This is a genomic window from Legionella pneumophila subsp. pascullei (assembly GCF_900637585.1).
Classification (GTDB): domain Bacteria; phylum Pseudomonadota; class Gammaproteobacteria; order Legionellales; family Legionellaceae; genus Legionella; species Legionella pascullei.
Genome location: NZ_LR134380.1, coordinates 746,586 through 766,390 on the forward strand (window position 1 = coordinate 746,586; position 19,805 = coordinate 766,390).

A 19,805-nucleotide genomic window follows, 5' to 3' on the forward strand; every position below is an offset into this window, starting at 1 on the left:
TTGGCACTTTTAAATGCTTGCTAATTGTTCACGCATTAGATTAATGGTTTCACTATAGTTACTGCTATTGAATATAGCAGAACCTGCAACAAATTGGTTAGCTCCGGCCTGTGCTAATGAAGCAATATTTAGAGGTGTGACTCCGCCATCAACACAAAGATCGAGGTTTGGATGGTTTTGCCGAATTTTGGAGAGCTTGGGTATAACCTCAGGGATAAGTTTTTGACCTCCAAATCCTGGGTTCACTGTCATTACCAAAACAAATTTTAGATTATGGGCACACCAGGTTAGTATGTCGATTGGGGTAGCTGGATTAAACACTAAACCAGCTTCACATCCAAGGCTATTGATTAATTGCAAACTCCTGTCTAAATGAATGGTAGCATCTGGATGAATACTAATACGTTTTGCCCCTGCCTTGGCAAATGCTTCGATGAGCGTATCAACCGGGGTTGTCATCAAATGTACATCAATAGGCAAATTTGGAAATTTTTTGATTAAAGCGTCACAGAAAGCGGGGCCAAAGGTCAGGTTTGGTACATAATGGTTATCCATGACATCAAAATGAATAAAGTCAGCGCCGGCTTTCATAACGGCATCTACTTCCTCTCCTAAACGGGTCATATCCGCTGACAGTAAAGAGGGTAAAATTTGGAATGTCATGATTTAGTAATTCAATGGTTTGTTTTTATATATAATAAGCTGACTTTGGTAAACATTCCAGCATTACGATTTGGATTCTGATTGAGTTTTATTGTTTTAATCCTGGATTTGGACTGGAGCAAATCAAGATAACAAAATTCCATCCTCTCTGATTCGTTAGAGAGAGGATGGTATAGAATGCTTGATGTTTCGTGCTATGGAGTTTAAAGATTCAATTAATTATCTAATTTCAAATAAAATCGTCTGATTAAATAATCAATTGATAATTTTCCTGGGCCGGTGCATAAAAGCATTAAAATCATGATTCCCCATTGCATGTGATCGGTAAGCCCAACTGCACCATCCGGTGTCCACAAGAATTGATAAGAGAAAACTGCAAATAAGTTAAATAGAAAAAGTCCAAATAAAACAAGTCTGGATCCAATTCCCAAGGTAATCAGTACAGGAAAACCCAGTTCACAAGCTGTTCCCAGATACGCGGCAAAAGTAGGCGACATGACAGGAACCATGTATTCATTTTGGAATAAAGAGAGAGTTGCCTGCCAATTACTGATTTTGGTTAAGCCAGATAGAAAAAAGACTTGTGCGAGATAAAGGCGGGTTATAAGGATAAAAATTGGGGCAAGGAAATCAAAAATTTTATCAGCCAGCAGATAGGTTTTTGCTATAAGTGCTTTCATATAGCCTCCAGTGAAAAATGATTAATCCATTGATAACGAAGAGCCTTAGTTAGAATGTCACCAATTTTTTCTTCGTGAATCCATTTACTTAATTCTGTTACCACTTTTTGCCATGGTCTCTGGTTTCCAGAGGATAAATGTTCCAGAAAAAGATATTCCTCCTCACTAATTAGCATAATACAAGGTAAATCATTATGCTGATAAATAACAACTTTTTCAGGACAACCTGATATTTGTATTTGTTTATCCTGCTGAAAATAGTTCATAGCCCAAATTTGGTAAATAGGGTATTGAGAATGAAGTATTTTTAAATTGGGAGTCAGATGAAAACATAAAGCTTGAAAACTAATCTCGTCTAGGCAAGCAAAAGATTCAAAATCAAAAGATTTGGGCGGTGAGGCAAGTTTTAATGTGTGCCAATGCCATTCAATAAAGCATAACTCCTGTAAATAAGGCAGCTCTTTAGCAGGTTCAAAATTCGCAATAAATTGAGGAAGGCTATCTCCGTACTGATTAATGTCATATTGAGTGGATTCGCAATTATTGATATAGCGATGCAATAAAGCGTACCAGAAGTTTTCCCCGACCAAACGCATACAGAGAGGAAAAGTTGATTTCAAATGATTAAATAAAGTAGCATGGTGGCTTTCCATGTAGACACTAATACCATCAAAATTAGAAAGAGCGAGCCTGTTGTTTAAGGGATTTGATAGGGATTCCTCTCTGAATTGTGCTATCCATTCGTTTTGAATTGTTTCAAGCAGAGTATTATGCATAATGATTTATACCCCTCTCTGCTACACGTTTTATTATCGTTTTTGCTTTACGCATTTCCTCATACAGGAGTGAAAAATCAGGCAAGTCATTATCCCACTCTATAACTGTTGGCGTGTTTACAAAGAGATTTTGAGCCTTTTCATAAAGCTGCCAAACGTCTTGATATACTTTATCACTATGGCTATCCAGCAAATATCCTTCTTGTTTTGAAAATCCCCCTAGATGCATCTGCCATACGTTTTTGGTATTCATCGAATGAAGATACTTATCCGGGTCATCACCATGATTATACCAATTCACGTATAAATTATTGATATCCAATAAGATACCACAACCTGTAGCAGCGCTTAACTCATTGAGAAACTCGGCTTCAGATAATGTATTTTGTCGATAAGTGACGTACCTTGATACGTTCTCGTACATTATTGGCTGGTTTAGGTATTCCTGAACGCGGTTTGTTTTTTCAATAATGAATGAGAGCGTTTCTTCAGTATAGGGAAACGGTATCAATTCATGGGTAAAAAATTGATTGGCATGGGTCCAGCATAAATGATCTGATATTAGCTTGGAGTTTAAACAATGCGCCAAATCTTTTATTTGTTGCAAATATTGGTAATCAGGTTCAGAGGATGTGGCAATAGACAAACCGACACTATGCAAGCTCATTGGATAAAGTTCTGCAATTTTGAGCAATTGTTTAAATTGAATTCCTGATTGTTTCATGTAGTTATCAGCCAGGACTTCAAAATAGTCGACAGAGGGATGCTCTTTTAAAATATCGTCGATATGCTCAAGCCGCAATCCAATGCCTGAGCATCCAGAAAAAGGTGCGGCTTGATTAATAGAATTATTTGAATACATTCTAATTAGCTTTTAACTGTACCGTTAACAAGCTTTTCACAAGTACCTTTGGGTAGATAAATCCAGTCAGTTGTTGAACCATCTGTTTTAGATTGGCCAGCACAGGCATGTTGAGCTGTACCACAATCATTTTTTCCAGCTTTGGCCACGCCTTGGCATTTTTCCATATCATTTGGAGTATCTGCATTAGCAGGTATGGTAGCCATTGAAAGTCCAGCAGCCATCACGGCAGCCATTGTTATTTTAGAAATATTATTCATGATACCTATCCTTTGTTATATGTGATTAATCCATATGTTATTTAATAAACCCCTTGCCTAACCGGGCTCTTTCATTGTATTCCTGCATGCAAACACAGCTCCTCAAAATGCTTGTTTCTTGCTCTAAAAAATTAATCAGGTTAGGCAAGAGGTCTAATAAAATAACGTAGTTAGTATAGTACCATTTTTCGATTTGTGACAGGACATCAACTTATTTCTCAAAGATGAAAAAATATTTAACATGGTTTGTTTTTATTCCAAATAGGATAGAAAACATTTCTTGCATCTTTGCCTTATACTTAATAAATCACAGCAAAAGGAACAGGAGTATTGTATCATGGCAAAGGATATCAAAATGATTAATCTTGCTTTACAAGGAGGTGGTGCTCATGGAGCTCTTGCGTGGGGTATTATTGACAGACTTCTTGAAGATGGCCGTATTAATTTTGATGCCATTTCTGCAACGAGTGCTGGTGCTATGAATGCTGCTGTACTTGCCTATGGATTTGCAACCGGTGGAAAGGAGGGGGCTCGAGAAGCTCTGCATCAATTTTGGAAAATGGTGAGCGATGCCGGGCAGATATACAACCCACTTAAAAAAACTCCTTTGGAAGAACTATTGGGCATAGGGATTGAAAATTCAATGTCCTTTTTTATGTTTGATTTGATGACCAAAATTCTTTCTCCCTATCAATTTAATCCCTTAAACTTTAACCCACTTAAGGAAATATTAGAGAAAATTGTAGATTTTGAAAAAATTAAATCCTGTAAAAGCATTAAAATATTTATCTCAGCTACTAATGTTCGCACAGGTAAAATCAATGTATTTGATAATAAGAAAATTTCTGCTGATGCGGTTATGGCCTCTGCTTGCCTGCCTTTCATGTTTCAGGCAGTGAATATTGGCGAGGATTATTTTTGGGATGGTGGTTATATGGGGAATCCAGCTATTTTCCCTCTGATTTATAATTCCGAGTGCAGGGATATTTTAATTCTTCATATCAATCCTATTTATAGAGAGCATGTCCCGGATACTGCAGCCGAAATTCTAAATCGAGTGAATGAGATCAGTTTTAATTCTTCATTAATGCGGGAAATGCGGGCGATTGCTTTTGTTACCAAATTGATAGACAGTGGTTGGATTAAGGATGAATACAAAAACAACCTCAGGAAACTTTATTTACATGCCATTCGCGCAGATGTATCAATGGAATCCGCCTCAGTAGCCAGTAAGCTTAACCCCGAGTGGTCTTTTATTAGCCATCTTTATGAAGAAGGGCGCAAAAAGGGAGAAGAATGGTTGAAGAATAATTTTAAACATCTTGGAAAAGTGACCACTATTGATCTGGATGAATATTTATAATTTTATTATCAGAATGATAGTCCACAACATAATTTGAAATTTGCAGCTATAATTAAATCCAAAGTTATTAGAAATACAAAGATATTTTAAAAACTTTCTTGAAAGGGATTTTGATATGCAGCAAGAAGATCAGGCACAGATACCTCAAAACAGTCGTTCGTTTTCAAGAAACACGGCGAGGTGTTTCGACACTTTTATGGACACTGTTGACTTTCTTGGCCGGATTGGATGGCCTGTTATTGATTTGGCATTTCGAATATGGATAGCCCAGCAATTATTAGTTTCCGCAATACTTCTAACCAACCACTGGGATACTGCTGTCTATTTAGCTAAAAATGAATACCCGGTTCCATGGCTATCACCTGAATGGGAAGCTTTGTTAGGCATATTGGCACAGTTTGTAGGGGGGATTTCCCTGCTTTTGGGTTTGTTTACCCGATGCGGGGCGGCAGTTATTGTTGGATTCGCTGTCATGACTCAAGTCTATTACCAGCCTATCGATCTTAATTTGCTTTGGATTGCATTAATGTTGGGTTATGTGTTGCGAGGCCCAGGTCCACTTTCTCTTGATAATTTGTTTGAGCATGGGTTTAGTCGCAGTCCTTTGCCGTTTGCAATGTTGATTGTGACATTTGTAGATAAAACAAGAGAATTTTTTTCAAGCTTGTATTTATTTTCTTTACGTCTATGGTTAATGATTTCACTTTTACTCATTAATCAACACATACAAATAATTTCTCCTGATAAACTTCAGTCGTTGATGTCATGGTTGCCTCTAAGTTCAGCTTCCATCGTTTTTAACCATTTTTCACTATTCATGGCTATTTTTCTGGGGATTGGCTTAGCGACTCGAGTTGTTGCAATTCTTGGATTAATAGTGGTTCTATTGAGTTTTACTCCGGGAGTAACCGGTTTTTATTTATACTGGATGATGGTAATGGCTATCTTATTTATTTCGGGTCCTGGAATCTTGTCATTAGATCATTTGATCTTTCACACTTTGAAAAAACATTATCCCCAGCTTTCTGGAAAACCGGCATTTAGCCTGGATGGTTTACCTCGAGTAGTCATTATAGGTGCAGGTTTTGGAGGGATTGCCTGTGCTAAGGCACTACGCCATATGCCAGTCAAGATCACCTTGATTGATAGACACAATTATCATCTTTTTCAACCTTTTTTATACCAGATTGCCACCGGAAGTTTATCACCTGCCGATATCGCTATTTCAATTCGCTCTATATTTTTAGAACAATTTAATGCGGAAATATTGTTGGGTAATGTGACAGATATTAATAAAGAGGAACGCCTTGTCATAGCTGATAATTTCACAATTCCATATGATTATCTGGTGATAGCGACAGGAGCAACGCATAGCTATTTTGGCAAAGACAATTGGGCTCCTTATGCTCCGGGGTTAAAAACAATTAATGATGGAACCTCTGTTCGTAGCCGTATAATAAAATCTTTTGAACTGGCCGAGATCGCGGAAAGTGATGAAGAACGTAGACAATTGTTAAATTTCGTCATTGTAGGCGCTGGGCCTACTGGAGTTGAACTGGCAGGTGCCATAGCGGAACTAGCCCGCTTTGGGATAGTAAAAGAGTTTCGTCATTTTGATCCAGCATCAGCAAATATTATTCTGGTTCAGGCAGCACCACGGATTTTACCTACCTTTTCAGAACAAATATCGCAAAAAGCACAACGCTATTTGGAAAGTATGGGGGTTAAAGTTCTGGTGAATAGCATGGTTGAGCAAATTGATAACGATGGTGTGATTATTAATAAAGAAAGAATTTATTCAAAATCAGTTTTTTGGGCCGCAGGAGTTGCGGCTTCCCCTGCATCAAAATGGCTTCAAGTCGAAGCAGATCCGGCGGGTCGTGTGAAAGTGAATGACGATCTCACAGTCGCCAGGTACTCCAATATTTTTGTCATTGGAGATACGGCTGCTTCGAATGCCTGGAATGGCAAGCCGGTACCAGGTATTGCACCAGCCGCAAAACAAGGCGGTGCTTATGTAGCTAAAGTCATAACGAAAAGAGTTTATAATAACAACTCAAGATATAAACCATTTAAATATATTCATTACGGTAGTTTGGCTACAGTAGGTCGTAAAGCCGCTGTTGCAGAATTTGATCATTTTAAAATCAGTGGAGAACTGGCATGGTGGTTTTGGGGTGGGGTCCATGTCTTTTTTCTGGTTGGTTCTCGAAATCGTTTAAGTGTCATTTTAAATTGGCTTTGGTCTTATTACACTTTTCGTGCCAATAATTTGCTGATTACCGATGATTCATTGAATAAAAAAAACAAATCCGGGATGAGTGAGGTATAGGGCTCATTGAATATAATAAGGAAATACAAAGGGAGTGATTAATGGATAAGTATCTTTCAGCAAATTCTCTAGAAGGTGTTATCGATAATGAATTTAATATGCCAGCACCACGTTGGTTAAATACTTACCCGGCTGGACCATATCGATTTATTAATCGTGAATTTTTTATTATTGCCTATGAAACTGATCCAGAGCTTTTGCAAGCTATACTGCCTCCTGATATGGAGTTATTGGAGCCGGTAGTCAAATTTGAATTTATACGCATGCCTGATTCAACAGGATTTGGTGATTACACCGAGTCAGGGCAAGTGGTTCCGGTGAGATATAAAGGAGAAGAGGGTGGATTCACCATTTCAATGTTTCTTGATTGCCACGCCCCAATTGCTGGTGGTCGGGAAATATGGGGTTTTCCAAAGAAACTGGCCAAACCCAAATTGTTTGTTGAAGAAGACACGCTCATTGGTATTCTTAAGTATGGAAGTATTGATATTGCCATTGCAACTATGGGATATAAACATCGCCCGCTGGATACGGAAAAAGTATTGGAGTCAGTAAAAAAACCTGTATTTTTGCTTAAGAACATTCCTAATGTTGATGGTACTCCCTTAGTTAATCAATTGACCAAAACCTATATGACTGATGTTACAGTGAAAGGAGCATGGACCGGACCAGGTAGTCTTGAGCTTCATCCTCATGCATTAGCCCCTATCTCCAATCTTTATATTAAAAAGATTGTATCCGTTTCACATTTTATTACGGATTTGACCTTACCTTATGGAGAAGTGGTTGCAGATTATTTGGCCTAGAATAAGAAGCTATTCCTAAAATAGTGGAAAATCATATGAATAAACGTCCGATACAAAACACGGCCGTCATAGCAGCTGCTTTAGGAGCTGCTATTGCTTCTATATACGCCTATACTGATTGGCTTTCATCAGATGATATCACAGTAAAAAGAGAGCGTTGTTATAATGTGGCAAGAGCAGGGAAAAACGATTGCGCTACTTCCCAACATTCTTGTGCTGCGCAATCAACAGTAGATCGTGATCCAGAAGCATTTATCATGTTACCTAAAGGATTGTGTGAACGCATAGTGGGGGGAAGGAGTGGCTAGTTACTCTAAGTTACCTCTTCGTATCAGGAAAGAGATAGAAGCCCAACAATATACTGGTGAATTATTGGTTGCTGGTGTGCAGTTGGGTGTCATTATATTATTAAGCATTATTAATTTTTTTTCTTCGGCTGGCTATTCACCTGGCGCACCGGTGCAATCTTCATCCCTCGGTTTGTGGCTATTTGCTATTTTGGTATTGGTACGATTATGGTTTGTTTACACTAATCAATTAAATCCAATCTTTCTGGGATTTTTTATTGTTGCCGAAATGGCTTTGTTATTATTTATTATTTGGACTTATTATTTACAGTTTGAAACCACACCAACGATTAATCTTAAAAATCCGCATATTAACTATGTTTATATTTTAATTGCTTTGCGTGCGCTTCGATTTGAGCCTGGATGGGTAATCCTTTCAGGCTTTACTGCAGCTCTTGGCTGGGGGATTATTGCTTGGCAAACTTTATCCAGTTCGGGTATGAATGTGATTACATGGGATTATGTGACATTCGCATCAACACGGAGTGTCTATTTGGGAGCTGTATTTGATGTCATATTGTCTGTTTTACTGGTTACTACCATCATTGCCTTGGTGTTGACGCGTGCGAAACACACTCTTTTTCAAGCAGTGGAACAAACTAGCGCCGCAAAAGATTTATCACGTTTTTTTGATACAAGTGTGGTCGAAAAGATAACAACATCTGAAAAGTCATTGCAAGCTGGCTATGGCGAGCTCCGTCAAGCAGCGATTATGTTCATTGATATGCGAGGATTTACCAAAGCATCAGTGAAACTGTCTCCTAGTGAATTAATCGGACTGTTAGCGGAATACCAACGTTTACTGGTTCCGATTATTCAAAAGAATAATGGCAGCATTGATAAGTTCATGGGAGATGGTATTTTGGCAAGTTTTGGCGCTGTGACCCCTTCAACTACTTATGCGGCAGATGCATTAAGGACTGTGGATGAAATTGTAGCATCAGTAGATGTATGGAGTGAAAATCGCCGTAAAAAAGAACAGATAGTGGTTGGTGTAGGAATCGGTCTTGCTTCGGGTGAAGTAGTCGTTGGTGTCATAGGTTATGAAAATCGTTTGGAATATACCGTAATTGGAGAAGCTGCCAATTTGGCTGCCAAGCTTGAAAAACATAATAAAGAAGAAAAAACACAAGCTTTGACTACCCGGGATACATTTTTAGAAGCGGTAAAACAAGGTTATGAGAACAAGATACCTAAAAAGGAATTGAATGCAAGAAATGTAGGTGGTGTGGGAGAACCATTGGATTTAGTGGTTTTGGCAAAATAATGTGTGCTTATCATCACTGTCATTCAGGACAATTGTTAGTGTGATGATTAGAATTAATAAAAGAATGTTCCAATAATTCATTTTTTAGTAAAAATTGTAATGCAGTGAGCAAATCAAAATCGGAGTTATTTTCCAAAGCATTTTCGTAGGCGCACCCAAGTGAGGTTCCTGCTTTTATATGGCATAAGAATTGAAACAAGTCTTGAGTAATCCAATGAGTAATTATTTGATCATTTTGACGAGATATCACTGCGTAACTTGGTATTTGTTGAAAATCAATGGAATCTGTTTCCTGGGGATTTTCTATCAGATTAAAAATATTCTTTAAATAATAAGGGGATGAATATAAAAATACGGAAGGATTAAATAGCAAAGTCAATTTTTCTACTCGCTCATTTAAGTGGTTTTGCAGTATTCTGGGATCAAAAACAAGATAATCCCGCGAACAATAGCTTAAATGTTTTAACCATTCTATTTCTGCAATATCTTTCAGATAAAGAAGGTGACTAACGGTTGGATTATTTTTTAAAAACAGAGGAAATTTTTCGCCCCAATCATCTAAACAATTGGTTGTTGGCAAATTATTTTTATCCTGGACAAAGAGTAATGCCAAACCATCCGCACATTCTTTTCCAACCAATTTCCAAATGGCTGGAAAAGTAATTTCCAGGGAATGACGCAGATTCTGCAAAATGGTATTACGATAAATGTTGAAACGGAATTCATTAGTAATTTCGTTAGGGCAAAAGTACGCAAAAATGGCAGTATTTTGTTGATTTAATACCGTGTTTAGAAAAAATTCCTGTATTTGTTTAATTGTAGGCATAACAGGCAGATTTCCTGGCTTCATTTAATAAAACCTCTAACGAGGGGATTTCTGTATCCCATTCTAACAAAGTGGGAACAAGACCTGTGTAATTTATTGCATATCGATATAAATCCCACACTTCGGGACACACATAATTATTGTGTGTGTCTATCCGCAAGAAATTCACGTTGTCCTGATAGGCAATAGAATGGCCTGCCAGATGAATTTCTTGTACTGCCTCATGTGGAATTTTTTGGATATATTGATAAGGATCCCAATTGTGATTTGAACAGGAAACATAGATATTATTTATATCCAATAAGAGTTTAGCCTCAGTACGCTTGATTATTTCTGCCAAAAAATCTGGCTCTGAATACGATGAAGTCTGATATTCCAAATAAGAAGCGGGATTTTCAATTAATAAGGTTCTCTTTAAACAATTTTGTACTCTATCAATGTTATTGCTAATAATGGTCAAACTTTCCTCATTATAGGGAATAGGTAATAAATCTGGTAAATAAGTATTCGCTACGGTACTCCAGGACAAATGATCGGAAAGTAAAACAGGTTGAAAGCGGTCAATGAGAGTTTTAATTCGATTTAAATGTGCCATACAGGCTCCCTCTGCAGACCCTAAAGAGAGCCCAATTCCATGGAAGCTAAGTGGATAATGTTGACTGATAGAAAATAGAAGCTCTAACAAGGGTCCTCCCTCGAGCAGGAAATTTTCTGTGTGTACTTCCAGCCAATCAATATCAGGTTTTTCTTCTAATATTTGCGTATAATGCGGCGCTCTTAAACCAATACCTATCATAGCGCCATTTATGATTTTATGCATGATGTATCTTCATCCGATTCGAAGTCGTATTGAGTATATGCAAAACTATGTCAAGGATTTGATGACACACTCAGGGCAAAATCATAGTAAATAATGACAAAAATATGTGCAAATTTATAGAGTATTACGGCTCATAATCAATTTAAATTGTTATGATCTTGCTCTGTTAACGGATTAATGTACTCTTGAGGCGTTTCGAACGCAATGGTCTTGGTGAAAGCTATTTTCAATGGGCGTTTTAAATCATAAATGTTTTTTAATTCAGTGTAAAAATTAACCGCAATATTGAGTATTTAATCACTTTATGAGATAATACTTATTTATTTCGCAACTTGCAATTTTAAAAATTGCCTCCATGTTGTAGAAGTAATAACAGTCTTGCTCATGTTTTTAGGGAGTGTCTTATGAGTCAAAATTGGCCTACCAGAGATAAAGATTTGCAAACGGCGCGAGTCATAATGGAAGAGTATGCTAATGAACGTGACAGTGATTCATTAGGTCTTTTCGAGATTGTCGTTGATCAAAATGAAAAACGCATGAATTTCCGTTTATCCGGTTGGGTAGTTATTTTGGCAAAACATTTTACTTCTTTATATGGAGCTAGTCAGGGTGATTATGTTACAAGGCAGGTTATTAGTCGCTGCATTACTCAAGGCCAAACTCTGCATTAAAAGTTAAAGATCAGCCCTCTAACTGGAACGGCCGTATTTGGTTCATCTTGAACGAAAATAATCCTTCAAAAGGCTCACATAGCCATCTATGCTGTGCTTTTTCAGGATTATTTTGGCTCTTCCCCAAATCCGACCGTTAGATGATAGTTAAACATGAGGGTACTAATCTATTACGCGTTAATGTGATTATTCAGCTAGTAATGAATGATTAAGAGCAATTTTTGCGGCAATTGCCATACATTTTACTCTTAAAAATTCATCATGTACTTGTTATAATTTTCTTTGTATTTATCCGAGCGCTGGTATTTTATCAATGCGTCATTTAGCGATTTGAGTAATTCAGAGTTTTCCCGATTTACTGCAATTCCCAAACCATAACCAATCAGCATAGGACTGCCAATTACCAGAAGCCTTCCTGATGAATTGGCAGACCAGTATAAAGCAGCAGGATTGTCCATCAAAACAAAATCTATTTCATTTGCGCTCAATGACTCAAGCATTTCTTCCGTTCTGTCAAACTCTACTATGACGGGGTCTATTATCCCCATCCTTCTAATCTCCTGACTAAAGACCGTATTTTCTTCTACACCGATTCGTTTACCTTTTAAGAGCATTAAACTAAACGGTTGATGAGTATTGTGTATATTATTTGTAAGAAATCTGGAGTAACTCAATAAATAGGGCATGCTGAAATTAACCAGGCTTGAACGTTCGGCAGTAATAGACATCGCGCTGATCGCTACATCAATTTGTTTGTTAGTCAGGGCAGGAATTAATTGTCTGAATCTCATGACTTGAAAATTACAAGAACGTTTCATTATCTTGCATAGCTCGTTCATGGTTGCAATATCATAACCAAAGAGTTCATTATTGGTTCCTTGCATGATAAAGGGAGGGTAAAAGCCTCCTACACCTACTCTTAAAGGCTCGTCTTGAGCGTGGAGAGGTGAAATCAGGAAAATGAAAAAAAACAATAATCCCTTAATAAATTTCATTGGTATCTTCACTAAAATATTATTAGAGTCTTTCATAAGAGTATAACGTCCAATAGGAGTTTTAAAGTATTAAATGTAAAATAAATTGATTAATCCTATGATATGGTTAGATTTTTACATTAAGAGTAGTATATTTTATGTCCCAACAGAGTGATATTGAAACATTGATTTCTACAAAATCCTGGTTGCTTGAAAAATATGTTGCTCCTTTGCACCATCCGTTGAGAGAAAGTGTCGAAAAGTTGATACTTGTAAGTGATTATGCCTGCAGACAAATTAAATTATTGATCACTCTTTTAGAAAGTGATTCCTGTCGTTCCCTATGGTCTCGAGAAAACTACTTTTATGCAATTCAGCAAATAAGTCTGGAATTATCTCAAGCCCAGTATATGCAGGAATTGCGTCGGTTTCGTCATACCCATTTTTTGCGCTTGTTATTACTTGAAATAGCTGGTTTGAGTTCTACTGAAGAGGTTATGCAATCCTGGTCGGATCTTGCAGATTCTATCATCTTGCGTACTTTAAAATATATTGAATCTTCCTTGTTGAGTCGTTACGGGGTACCCAGAAACAATGAGGGTAGAGAGATACAATTGTATACTCTCGCCATGGGAAAACTGGGTGGAAGAGAGCTTAATTATTCGTCTGATATTGATTTGATTTTTGCCTACAATGAGGTGGGTAGTACTGATGGTGAGGAGCAGATTGCCAATCAGCACTATTTTAGCAAGATGGTGCAAACATTTGTTCATTTATTACAGAGTGTAACGCCTGATGGTTTTGTATTTAGAGTGGATTTAAGATTACGACCCAATGGAGATAGTGGCCCTTTGGTTTCCAGTTTTGCAGCCATGGAAACCTATTACCAGGAGCAGGGGCGTGATTGGGAACGTTATGCCATGGTTAAAGCGCGAGTTGTTGCTGAAGATTTGAATGAATCATTTCCATGGTTTGATCGTTTAATCATCCCGTTTGTTTACAGGAGGTATGTGGACTTTGGTGTGATTGAGTCTTTGCGAGGGATGAAGGCTATGATAGAACGCGAGGTGCAACTTAACCCTCTATTGAATGATATTAAACGAGGCCGGGGTGGTATTCGGGAGATAGAATTTATTATTCAGAACATTCAATTAATTCGCGGAGGAAGATTACCTCAGTTGCAAGTTCAAAATGCTATGTTAGCGCTTAGGGTTATAAAAAAGGAAAAGTTATTACCCCGGTGCGATGCTTTAAAACAAGCATATCTTTTTTTGAGAAAATTGGAAAATGTTCTGCAGAGTTTGAACGATCAACAAACTCATTCCATACCTGAAGATCAGTTAAAAAAAGTACAGATAGTTTATGCCATGGGATTTACTGACTGGGAACAATTTTCCAATAAATTACAACAATATCAACGAATCGTTAGTAATTTCTTTCATTCCATTCTTGGCAAGGTCGATGATTATGAAGACGAAAAGAGACTGTTAAGTAATCAATTATTTAGCCTTTGGCAAGGTCATGTTGAAAGTAATATGGCAGTGAATTTATTGATTAGTTTAGGGTATGAAAATGCACAACATTGTTACCAAATGCTCCATGCTTTCCGACATGGGCCACGTTGCAGAAGATTACCACAGGGAGCCCGCATTCGCCTTGATCGTTTTATGGTTTTATTACTTACAGAATTGACTTATTGCTCCAAAACAGATGAGGTTTTATTACAAGTAATTCATTTGCTTGAAAATATTGTGGGAAGAAGCGCTTACCTTGCGTTACTTACTGAAAATCCCCATGCGCTAAGGGAATTATTATTTTGGTTTGTGAATAGTCCTTTTATTTCTTCCCTGTTTGTTAGCCAACCTTTTTTATTGGAAATCTTGTTGGATCAGGAAAAGGATTGGCATCCTGATTCATTATCTCAACTGGAGCAGATAATAGCTGAAAAATTAGAGCATACTAATGATGTGGAGTTGCATGAGGAAATACTGCGTCAGTTTAAATTAACGAATTGGATGGTCGCTGCCAGGGCGGAATTGTACGGATTATGCGACGCTGTGCGCATAGGAAAATTTCTGTCTGATGTAGCTCAAGTGATTGTCAATCAAGTTTTAATTATGGCAAGCAAACAGTTATGTGATCGTCATCCTGAAATGGCTCGAATTCAATCACGGTTTGCCATTATAGCTTATGGAAAACTGGGCAGTCGGGAGATGAGTTATGCCTCAGATCTCGATTTGGTTTTTTTGCATACTGCCAAACCATCTGAAGAAGCGTTAGTTACCCGATTAACTCAAAAAATATTGCATATGCTAACTACTCGTACTCAAATGGGGGTTTTGTATCATGTTGATACGCGTTTAAGACCTTCCGGGGCAGCAGGCTTGTTAGTCAGTCATGTTGATGCTTTTGTTGAGTATCAAAAAAACCAGGCCTGGACATGGGAACATCAAGCTTTGTTAAAGGCGAGGATATTATCGGGAAATTCAAGAATCAAAAATCGGTTTACCCAACTAAAAAAATCAGTCTTGATACTAGAGAGAGACAGTAAGCTATTGCAACAGGACGTATTAACCATGAGAGCTAAAATCGATCAATTTCAAGAATCAGATGAGGTAAAGCTTGCTCGGGGTGGATTATTGGATCTGGAGTTTTTGGTTCAATTTCTTGTATTGAATCATGGGGATCCCAAGTTTTCAAGTTATACTAATACTTTAAGCCAACTTAAACATTTATTTTTATCGGATGTGTTAACGAAATCTCAATTTATAACTTTAAAGAAGGCGTATCAGTATTTTCATTATTTGATGCATCAGAAAATTGTACAACCAGTTGTTATTAATGATGACGAAATGCAAAACGCAGTGTCTTCACTTTGCAAAGAGCTTTATCGGTATTAGAGCGTGTTGTGACAATTCAATCTATAAATAAATCATAATAAGACCTCTTGCCTAACCTGATTATTTTGTTTTAGGGCAAGGCGCTAATGTATTGAGGAGCGAAGTTTACATGCAGTAAATGAGCGCCGCAGAAACGTTTGCAACTCAGCAATAAAATGAAAGAGGCAGGTTAGGCAAGAGGTCTAATACAGATCCACTGGTAATATGCTCTGGCACATAGTAATAAATTCTACTTTCAGTTACTCTTTAATTTTCAGGGAATTTTTTTACTATTATGCAAGCTAATTATTATGATACTTATCAAAAAACAGGAGTTTTCAGTGACGAATTTTTCGGACAGTTTTTAAGAACTCTTGGTAAATGTTATGTGCAGTGTGCTGATGTTGGTGAATGTTATGCAACAATGTCCAAAATAACTGATAAGGATGGGGAAAGTTGGTATAAGGCATGGTATGAAATGGCTAATATACTTAAGACCAAAGCTAATACCAGTTGGGAGGCTAATCACTTTTTAACGGCAGCATATACTTACCTGCGTGCCACAGAATATTACCGGACAAGCGAGTTTTTTTTACGAGCCAATCCTGATGATCCACGCGTGATTCCTTGTTTTGATCAATTGCAATTTTGTTTTGAACGAGCAATGTCTCGCTTGCATCCCGCATCTAAAAAAGTATGGATACCTTATGATGATCATACATTAGGTGGTTATTTATTTTTCAGCGATCAATCTCCTAAAGCAACTTTGATAGTACCAGGAGGATACGATAGTACTTTTGAGGAAAGTTATGCTCTCGTTCCTGCTGCACTTTTACATGGATATCATATTTTGATTTTTGATGGTCCGGGACAAGGGCATGCTTTGCGTCGGCAAAAGCTGTATATGAGAGCAGATTTCGAACATGTTATTTCTCAGGTTTTGGACTGGCTAGATGAGCAAAATGGACTAGGGACTTCCAATTATGTACTCATTGGCAGGAGTTTTGGCGGTTATCTTGCACCAAGGGCGGCCTGTAGTGAAAAACGATTGGCCGCATTAATCTGTGATCTAGGGCAAATGGATATTGCAGGCTCACTGAATAAAATGTTACCTCCAAACCTCATGATGTTATTAAAAGAAGGAAGAGCTGAAGAACTTAATGCCTGCTTTTATCAATTGTTCTTGGAAAATCCAATGAAAGAATTTTATTTCAAATCAAGAATGTATACACACGGTTTGACTTCTTCTTTTGACTATTTGCAGGCATTATCCGCCTACACTTTTGTTGATAGGGTACAAGAGATCACATGTCCCACACTGGTCTGTGATAATCCCAGCGACAGGATATCCAATCGTGGGAATACACTATACGAAGCTTTGCGTTGTGAAAAAACCTATGTGATGTTTGAAGCCAAATTGGGGGCAGGTATGCATTGTGAAGCAGATGCCAATGGCCAGTTTCAACAAGTTATTTTTGATTGGCTGGATGAGAGATTTACCAATTAGTGGATATCCCAATCGTTATTGCTTTGCCGATAGGATGACTAATACTGATGACAAAAGGATAAGAGGTATGAGAATAGGGATCGCAATCCTGGTTGTATTAGTTTGTTGTACATTGCAGAGTTGTAAAAAAGAAAAATCACCGTATCAAACTACAAGCTATGTTGAGTCTCAGTTATTTATTGTATCAAGTCCGGATGGTGGATATATAAAAGAATGGTATGCTAATGAAGGTCAATTATTGCATAAAGAGGATAAAATTTTAACCCTTGATGGCATAAATTCAATCAAAGCGCCCGCAGACGCTGTTGTGACTGAGCGTTATTACTTAAAGGATGAATACGTACCTCCTAATTTCCCCATTGCGAGTCTTTCTCTGCCCTCTCAAATGAAAATCCTGTTTTATGTTCCCGAAAGCCATTTGGACAAAATTAAATTAGGTAAAAAAGTTCAAATTTTGCTTAATGAAAAAAAATATTCAGGCAAAATAAGCTTTATATCCAATCAGGCTGAATATACTCCTGATGCTGTTTTTAGTGACAAAAATCGTTATAAATTAGTATACAAAATCAAGGCGGATCTATCTCACGGATTAAGGGATTTATTAAAAATAGGTCAGCCTGTGGAAGTCAATTATGAGTAAATGGGGCTCAAAGCAAATCATTATCGATGTATTCGGATTAGCTAAATCATTTAATGGCATCAACGCAGTAGTGAACTTGAATTTACAAATCCAGGAAGGAACAATTTTTGGTTTTTTAGGGCCAAACGGTAGTGGGAAAACGACCAGTTTACGATTATTAAGTGGATTAGTAGTTCCTGATAAAGGCCAAGGTAAATGTCTTAATCTGGATTTAATGACACAAACCAAGTTGATCCAGGCTCAAATTGGTTATATGCCACAGAATTTTTGCCTTTATCAAAATCTGACTGTTTATGAAAATCTGGATTTTATCGCAAGAATATATCAATTAAAAAACAGGAAAGAGAGACTGAAGGAAATCATTGAATTACTGGCCTTAAGTGACAACCAGAAGCGTATTACTGCTACTTTATCAGGAGGTTGGAAGCAACGGGTTGCTTTGGCCGCTGCTTTATTGCATAAGCCTCGTATACTTTTGTTAGACGAGCCAACTTCAGGTATTGATCCTCAATCGCGTTTGTTAATTTGGGATCATATACAAAGTATAGTATCCAAAGGAGTTACTGTTTTACTCAGCACACAGCATATGGATGAGGCAGAAAGATGCCATCAATTGGTTTATATGTCTGCCGGAGAAATCATAGCACGTGGATCAGTTATTGAAATTATTCAATCGACAGGCATACACTCCTGGGTTGTTAAAGGTGAGAATTTCTCCAGATTAAAGGACATATTAGTAAATAACCCCGCAATTCAAATGATTGAAAAGGGTAATGAAATGCGCATCAGCTCAATAGTTGATGATATACATCAAGTATTGGATCCTTCCGTGTTGAACAATTATGAAATCGAAAAAGCAGATACTACTTTAGAAGACGCTTTCATTTATAAAATTATGAAAGAAGGGAGTCCAAAGTGAAGAGTCATTTTTCAATGCAACGTTTGTGGGCTATCATCCGCAAAGAATTCCTATTGATGAAACGTGATCCTGCTACTATCGTGATTATGGCTATCTTACCTTTGATTTTAGTCTGTATTGCCGGATATGCCATAAATACCTACCCCCAAAAAGTTCCCACAGTTTTGATCAATTTTGATAATACTGATGTAACGCGTGAACTGATTCGAGAGATACAAAATACAGGGTATTTTTCATTTGTGGCTTCAATGAACGATTCAGAGTCAGCCCATCATTTCTTGAAGACAGGAAAGGCGCTCCTGGTATTGACTATTCCTGCGAATTTTACCAAAGCACTTCGCCGAAACCAAAAACCGGCTCTTTTATTGGAGGACGGCAGTATCGATGCTCTTGCTTCAGGTAGGGCTATCATTGCCTTAGCGGGATTGAAATCATCGTTTTTAGAGAAAATTGGTCAAAAGGGTATAAATATTCCCCTGCAGAGGCCGGATTTTCAAATCATAAACCACCGATTATATGATCCGGATCGTGTGACTCAATTTTATGTGGTTCCCGGGATGATCGGTTTGGTGCTCATGTTAACGATGTTGCTGATAACTGTAGTTGTGGCATTTAGAGATGTTCAGGGCGGTACGATTGAATATTTATTAGCATCACCGACTCGCCCATCAGAAATTTTATTAGGAGAAATTCTTTCCTATATTATCATTGGTTATTTACAATTAAGTTTTGGTCTTATCTTGTCTTATTATTTATTCCATGTTCCGTTTATTGGCGCTCCTTTCCTTTTATATTTATGCACCTTACCTTATATTATTGCGGAGTTATCGTTGGGTTTAACTATAGCAACTTTTTGTACATCCCAATTTGAAGCGGTGCAAGTGATCAATGTTTTCATTGCCTTTTCTATTTTGTTAACCGGGTTTACCTTTCCGATATTTGGAATGCCTGAATGGGCACAATATTTAGGATTATTTTTACCATTGACGCATTTTTTTAAGATTATGTTTGGCATTATGTTAAAAGGAAACAATTTTGGTGAAATTTGGGCTAATTTATGGCCACTACTAGCGTATTGCCTTGCAATGATCTCTTTGGCAACATGGCGATTTAAGAGGCATTTTGTGCGATAGAAGATACATCGAGAATCATATTGACAAATGGTTGATTCATAATCTGAGCCGCGACCGTGAGGAAGCGGACAGATGAAACA

General features: G+C 37.5%; 19 protein-coding genes. 11 read left to right on the forward strand and 8 right to left on the reverse strand.

Annotation, left to right across the window (positions count from 1 at the left end):
- Positions 1–9: 9 nt before the first annotated feature.
- The 5 genes from rpe to EL201_RS03470 all read right to left on the reverse strand — a co-directional run bounded on the left by rpe (position 10) and on the right by EL201_RS03470 (position 3,241).
- Entirely contained in the window at positions 10–663 is a 654-nt protein-coding gene (gene rpe / locus EL201_RS03450) for a ribulose-phosphate 3-epimerase (protein ID WP_027223715.1), read from the reverse strand.
- A 215-nt stretch (positions 664–878) separates the two neighbouring features.
- A complete protein-coding gene (locus tag EL201_RS03455) occupies positions 879–1,343 on the reverse strand; it encodes a DoxX family protein (RefSeq protein ID WP_027223716.1) in 465 nt (154 codons plus the stop codon).
- Positions 1,340–2,119, reverse strand: coding sequence for an HvfC/BufC family peptide modification chaperone (locus EL201_RS03460; protein ID WP_027223717.1), 780 nt, complete (start codon positions 2,117–2,119; stop codon positions 1,340–1,342). The genes EL201_RS03455 and EL201_RS03460 overlap by 4 nt, the downstream gene beginning before the upstream one ends.
- Complete coding sequence (bufB, locus tag EL201_RS03465; protein WP_027223718.1) at positions 2,112–2,981, reverse strand: MNIO family bufferin maturase; 870 nt, start codon at positions 2,979–2,981, stop codon at positions 2,112–2,114. The genes EL201_RS03460 and bufB (EL201_RS03465) overlap by 8 nt, the downstream gene beginning before the upstream one ends.
- Positions 2,982–2,986: 5 nt before the next feature.
- Positions 2,987–3,241, reverse strand: a complete 255-nt coding sequence (locus EL201_RS03470; protein WP_010946406.1) for a BufA1 family periplasmic bufferin-type metallophore — start codon at positions 3,239–3,241, stop codon at positions 2,987–2,989.
- Between the two features lie 337 nt (positions 3,242–3,578).
- On the opposite strand from EL201_RS03470, the gene EL201_RS03475 reads away from it, so the two are divergent.
- The 5 genes from EL201_RS03475 to EL201_RS03495 all read left to right on the forward strand — a co-directional run bounded on the left by EL201_RS03475 (position 3,579) and on the right by EL201_RS03495 (position 9,356).
- Positions 3,579–4,604 carry a patatin-like phospholipase family protein gene (locus EL201_RS03475; protein WP_027223719.1) on the forward strand — a complete coding sequence of 342 codons (1,026 nt, stop codon included), beginning with the start codon at positions 3,579–3,581 and terminating at the stop codon, positions 4,602–4,604.
- Positions 4,605–4,719: 115 nt separating this feature from the next.
- On the forward strand, positions 4,720–6,936 hold the full coding sequence (locus EL201_RS03480) for an FAD-dependent oxidoreductase (RefSeq protein ID WP_027223720.1): 2,217 nt from the start codon (positions 4,720–4,722) through the stop codon (positions 6,934–6,936).
- Between the two features lie 41 nt (positions 6,937–6,977).
- Positions 6,978–7,742: an acetoacetate decarboxylase gene (locus EL201_RS03485; RefSeq protein WP_027223721.1), complete on the forward strand. Its 765-nt coding sequence runs from the start codon at positions 6,978–6,980 to the stop codon at positions 7,740–7,742.
- A gap of 35 nt (positions 7,743–7,777) precedes the next feature.
- Complete coding sequence (locus EL201_RS03490) at positions 7,778–8,050, forward strand: BufA1 family periplasmic bufferin-type metallophore (RefSeq protein WP_027223722.1); 273 nt, start codon at positions 7,778–7,780, stop codon at positions 8,048–8,050.
- Positions 8,043–9,356, forward strand: coding sequence for an adenylate/guanylate cyclase domain-containing protein (locus EL201_RS03495; RefSeq protein WP_027223723.1), 1,314 nt, complete (start codon positions 8,043–8,045; stop codon positions 9,354–9,356). Before EL201_RS03490 ends, EL201_RS03495 begins: the two co-directional genes overlap by 8 nt.
- 19 nt (positions 9,357–9,375) lie before the next feature.
- Here the strand turns inward: EL201_RS03495 and EL201_RS03500 are convergent, their stop codons facing one another.
- Positions 9,376–10,182 (reverse strand): HvfC/BufC N-terminal domain-containing protein, encoded by an 807-nt coding sequence (locus EL201_RS03500; protein WP_027223724.1) that lies wholly within the window; start codon positions 10,180–10,182, stop codon positions 9,376–9,378.
- Positions 10,169–11,002 carry an MNIO family bufferin maturase gene (bufB, locus tag EL201_RS03505; protein WP_027223725.1) on the reverse strand — a complete coding sequence of 278 codons (834 nt, stop codon included), beginning with the start codon at positions 11,000–11,002 and terminating at the stop codon, positions 10,169–10,171. Before bufB (EL201_RS03505) ends, EL201_RS03500 begins: the two co-directional genes overlap by 14 nt.
- Before the next feature lie 404 nt (positions 11,003–11,406).
- On the opposite strand from bufB (EL201_RS03505), the gene EL201_RS03510 reads away from it, so the two are divergent.
- A complete protein-coding gene (locus EL201_RS03510; protein ID WP_027223726.1) occupies positions 11,407–11,673 on the forward strand; it encodes a hypothetical protein in 267 nt (88 codons plus the stop codon).
- 248 nt (positions 11,674–11,921) lie between these two features.
- Here EL201_RS03510 and EL201_RS03515 read toward each other — a convergent pair whose 3' ends face one another.
- Positions 11,922–12,668, reverse strand: coding sequence for a transporter substrate-binding domain-containing protein (locus tag EL201_RS03515; RefSeq protein ID WP_027223727.1), 747 nt, complete (start codon positions 12,666–12,668; stop codon positions 11,922–11,924).
- A 137-nt stretch (positions 12,669–12,805) separates the two neighbouring features.
- Between EL201_RS03515 and glnE the strand changes: the two genes are divergently transcribed.
- From glnE to EL201_RS03540, 5 genes are all read left to right on the forward strand, one after another.
- Entirely contained in the window at positions 12,806–15,547 is a 2,742-nt protein-coding gene (glnE, locus tag EL201_RS03520; protein WP_027223728.1) for a bifunctional [glutamate--ammonia ligase]-adenylyl-L-tyrosine phosphorylase/[glutamate--ammonia-ligase] adenylyltransferase, read from the forward strand.
- Between the two features lie 274 nt (positions 15,548–15,821).
- Entirely contained in the window at positions 15,822–17,033 is a 1,212-nt protein-coding gene (locus EL201_RS03525; RefSeq protein ID WP_027223729.1) for an alpha/beta hydrolase family protein, read from the forward strand.
- Positions 16,978–17,673: an HlyD family secretion protein gene (locus EL201_RS03530; protein ID WP_232007075.1), complete on the forward strand. Its 696-nt coding sequence runs from the start codon at positions 16,978–16,980 to the stop codon at positions 17,671–17,673. Before EL201_RS03525 ends, EL201_RS03530 begins: the two co-directional genes overlap by 56 nt.
- Positions 17,666–18,592, forward strand: a complete 927-nt coding sequence (locus EL201_RS03535) for an ABC transporter ATP-binding protein (protein ID WP_027223731.1) — start codon at positions 17,666–17,668, stop codon at positions 18,590–18,592. The genes EL201_RS03530 and EL201_RS03535 overlap by 8 nt, the downstream gene beginning before the upstream one ends.
- Entirely contained in the window at positions 18,589–19,725 is a 1,137-nt protein-coding gene (locus EL201_RS03540; RefSeq protein WP_231955135.1) for an ABC transporter permease, read from the forward strand. The genes EL201_RS03535 and EL201_RS03540 overlap by 4 nt, the downstream gene beginning before the upstream one ends.
- Positions 19,726–19,805 lie beyond the last annotated feature (80 nt).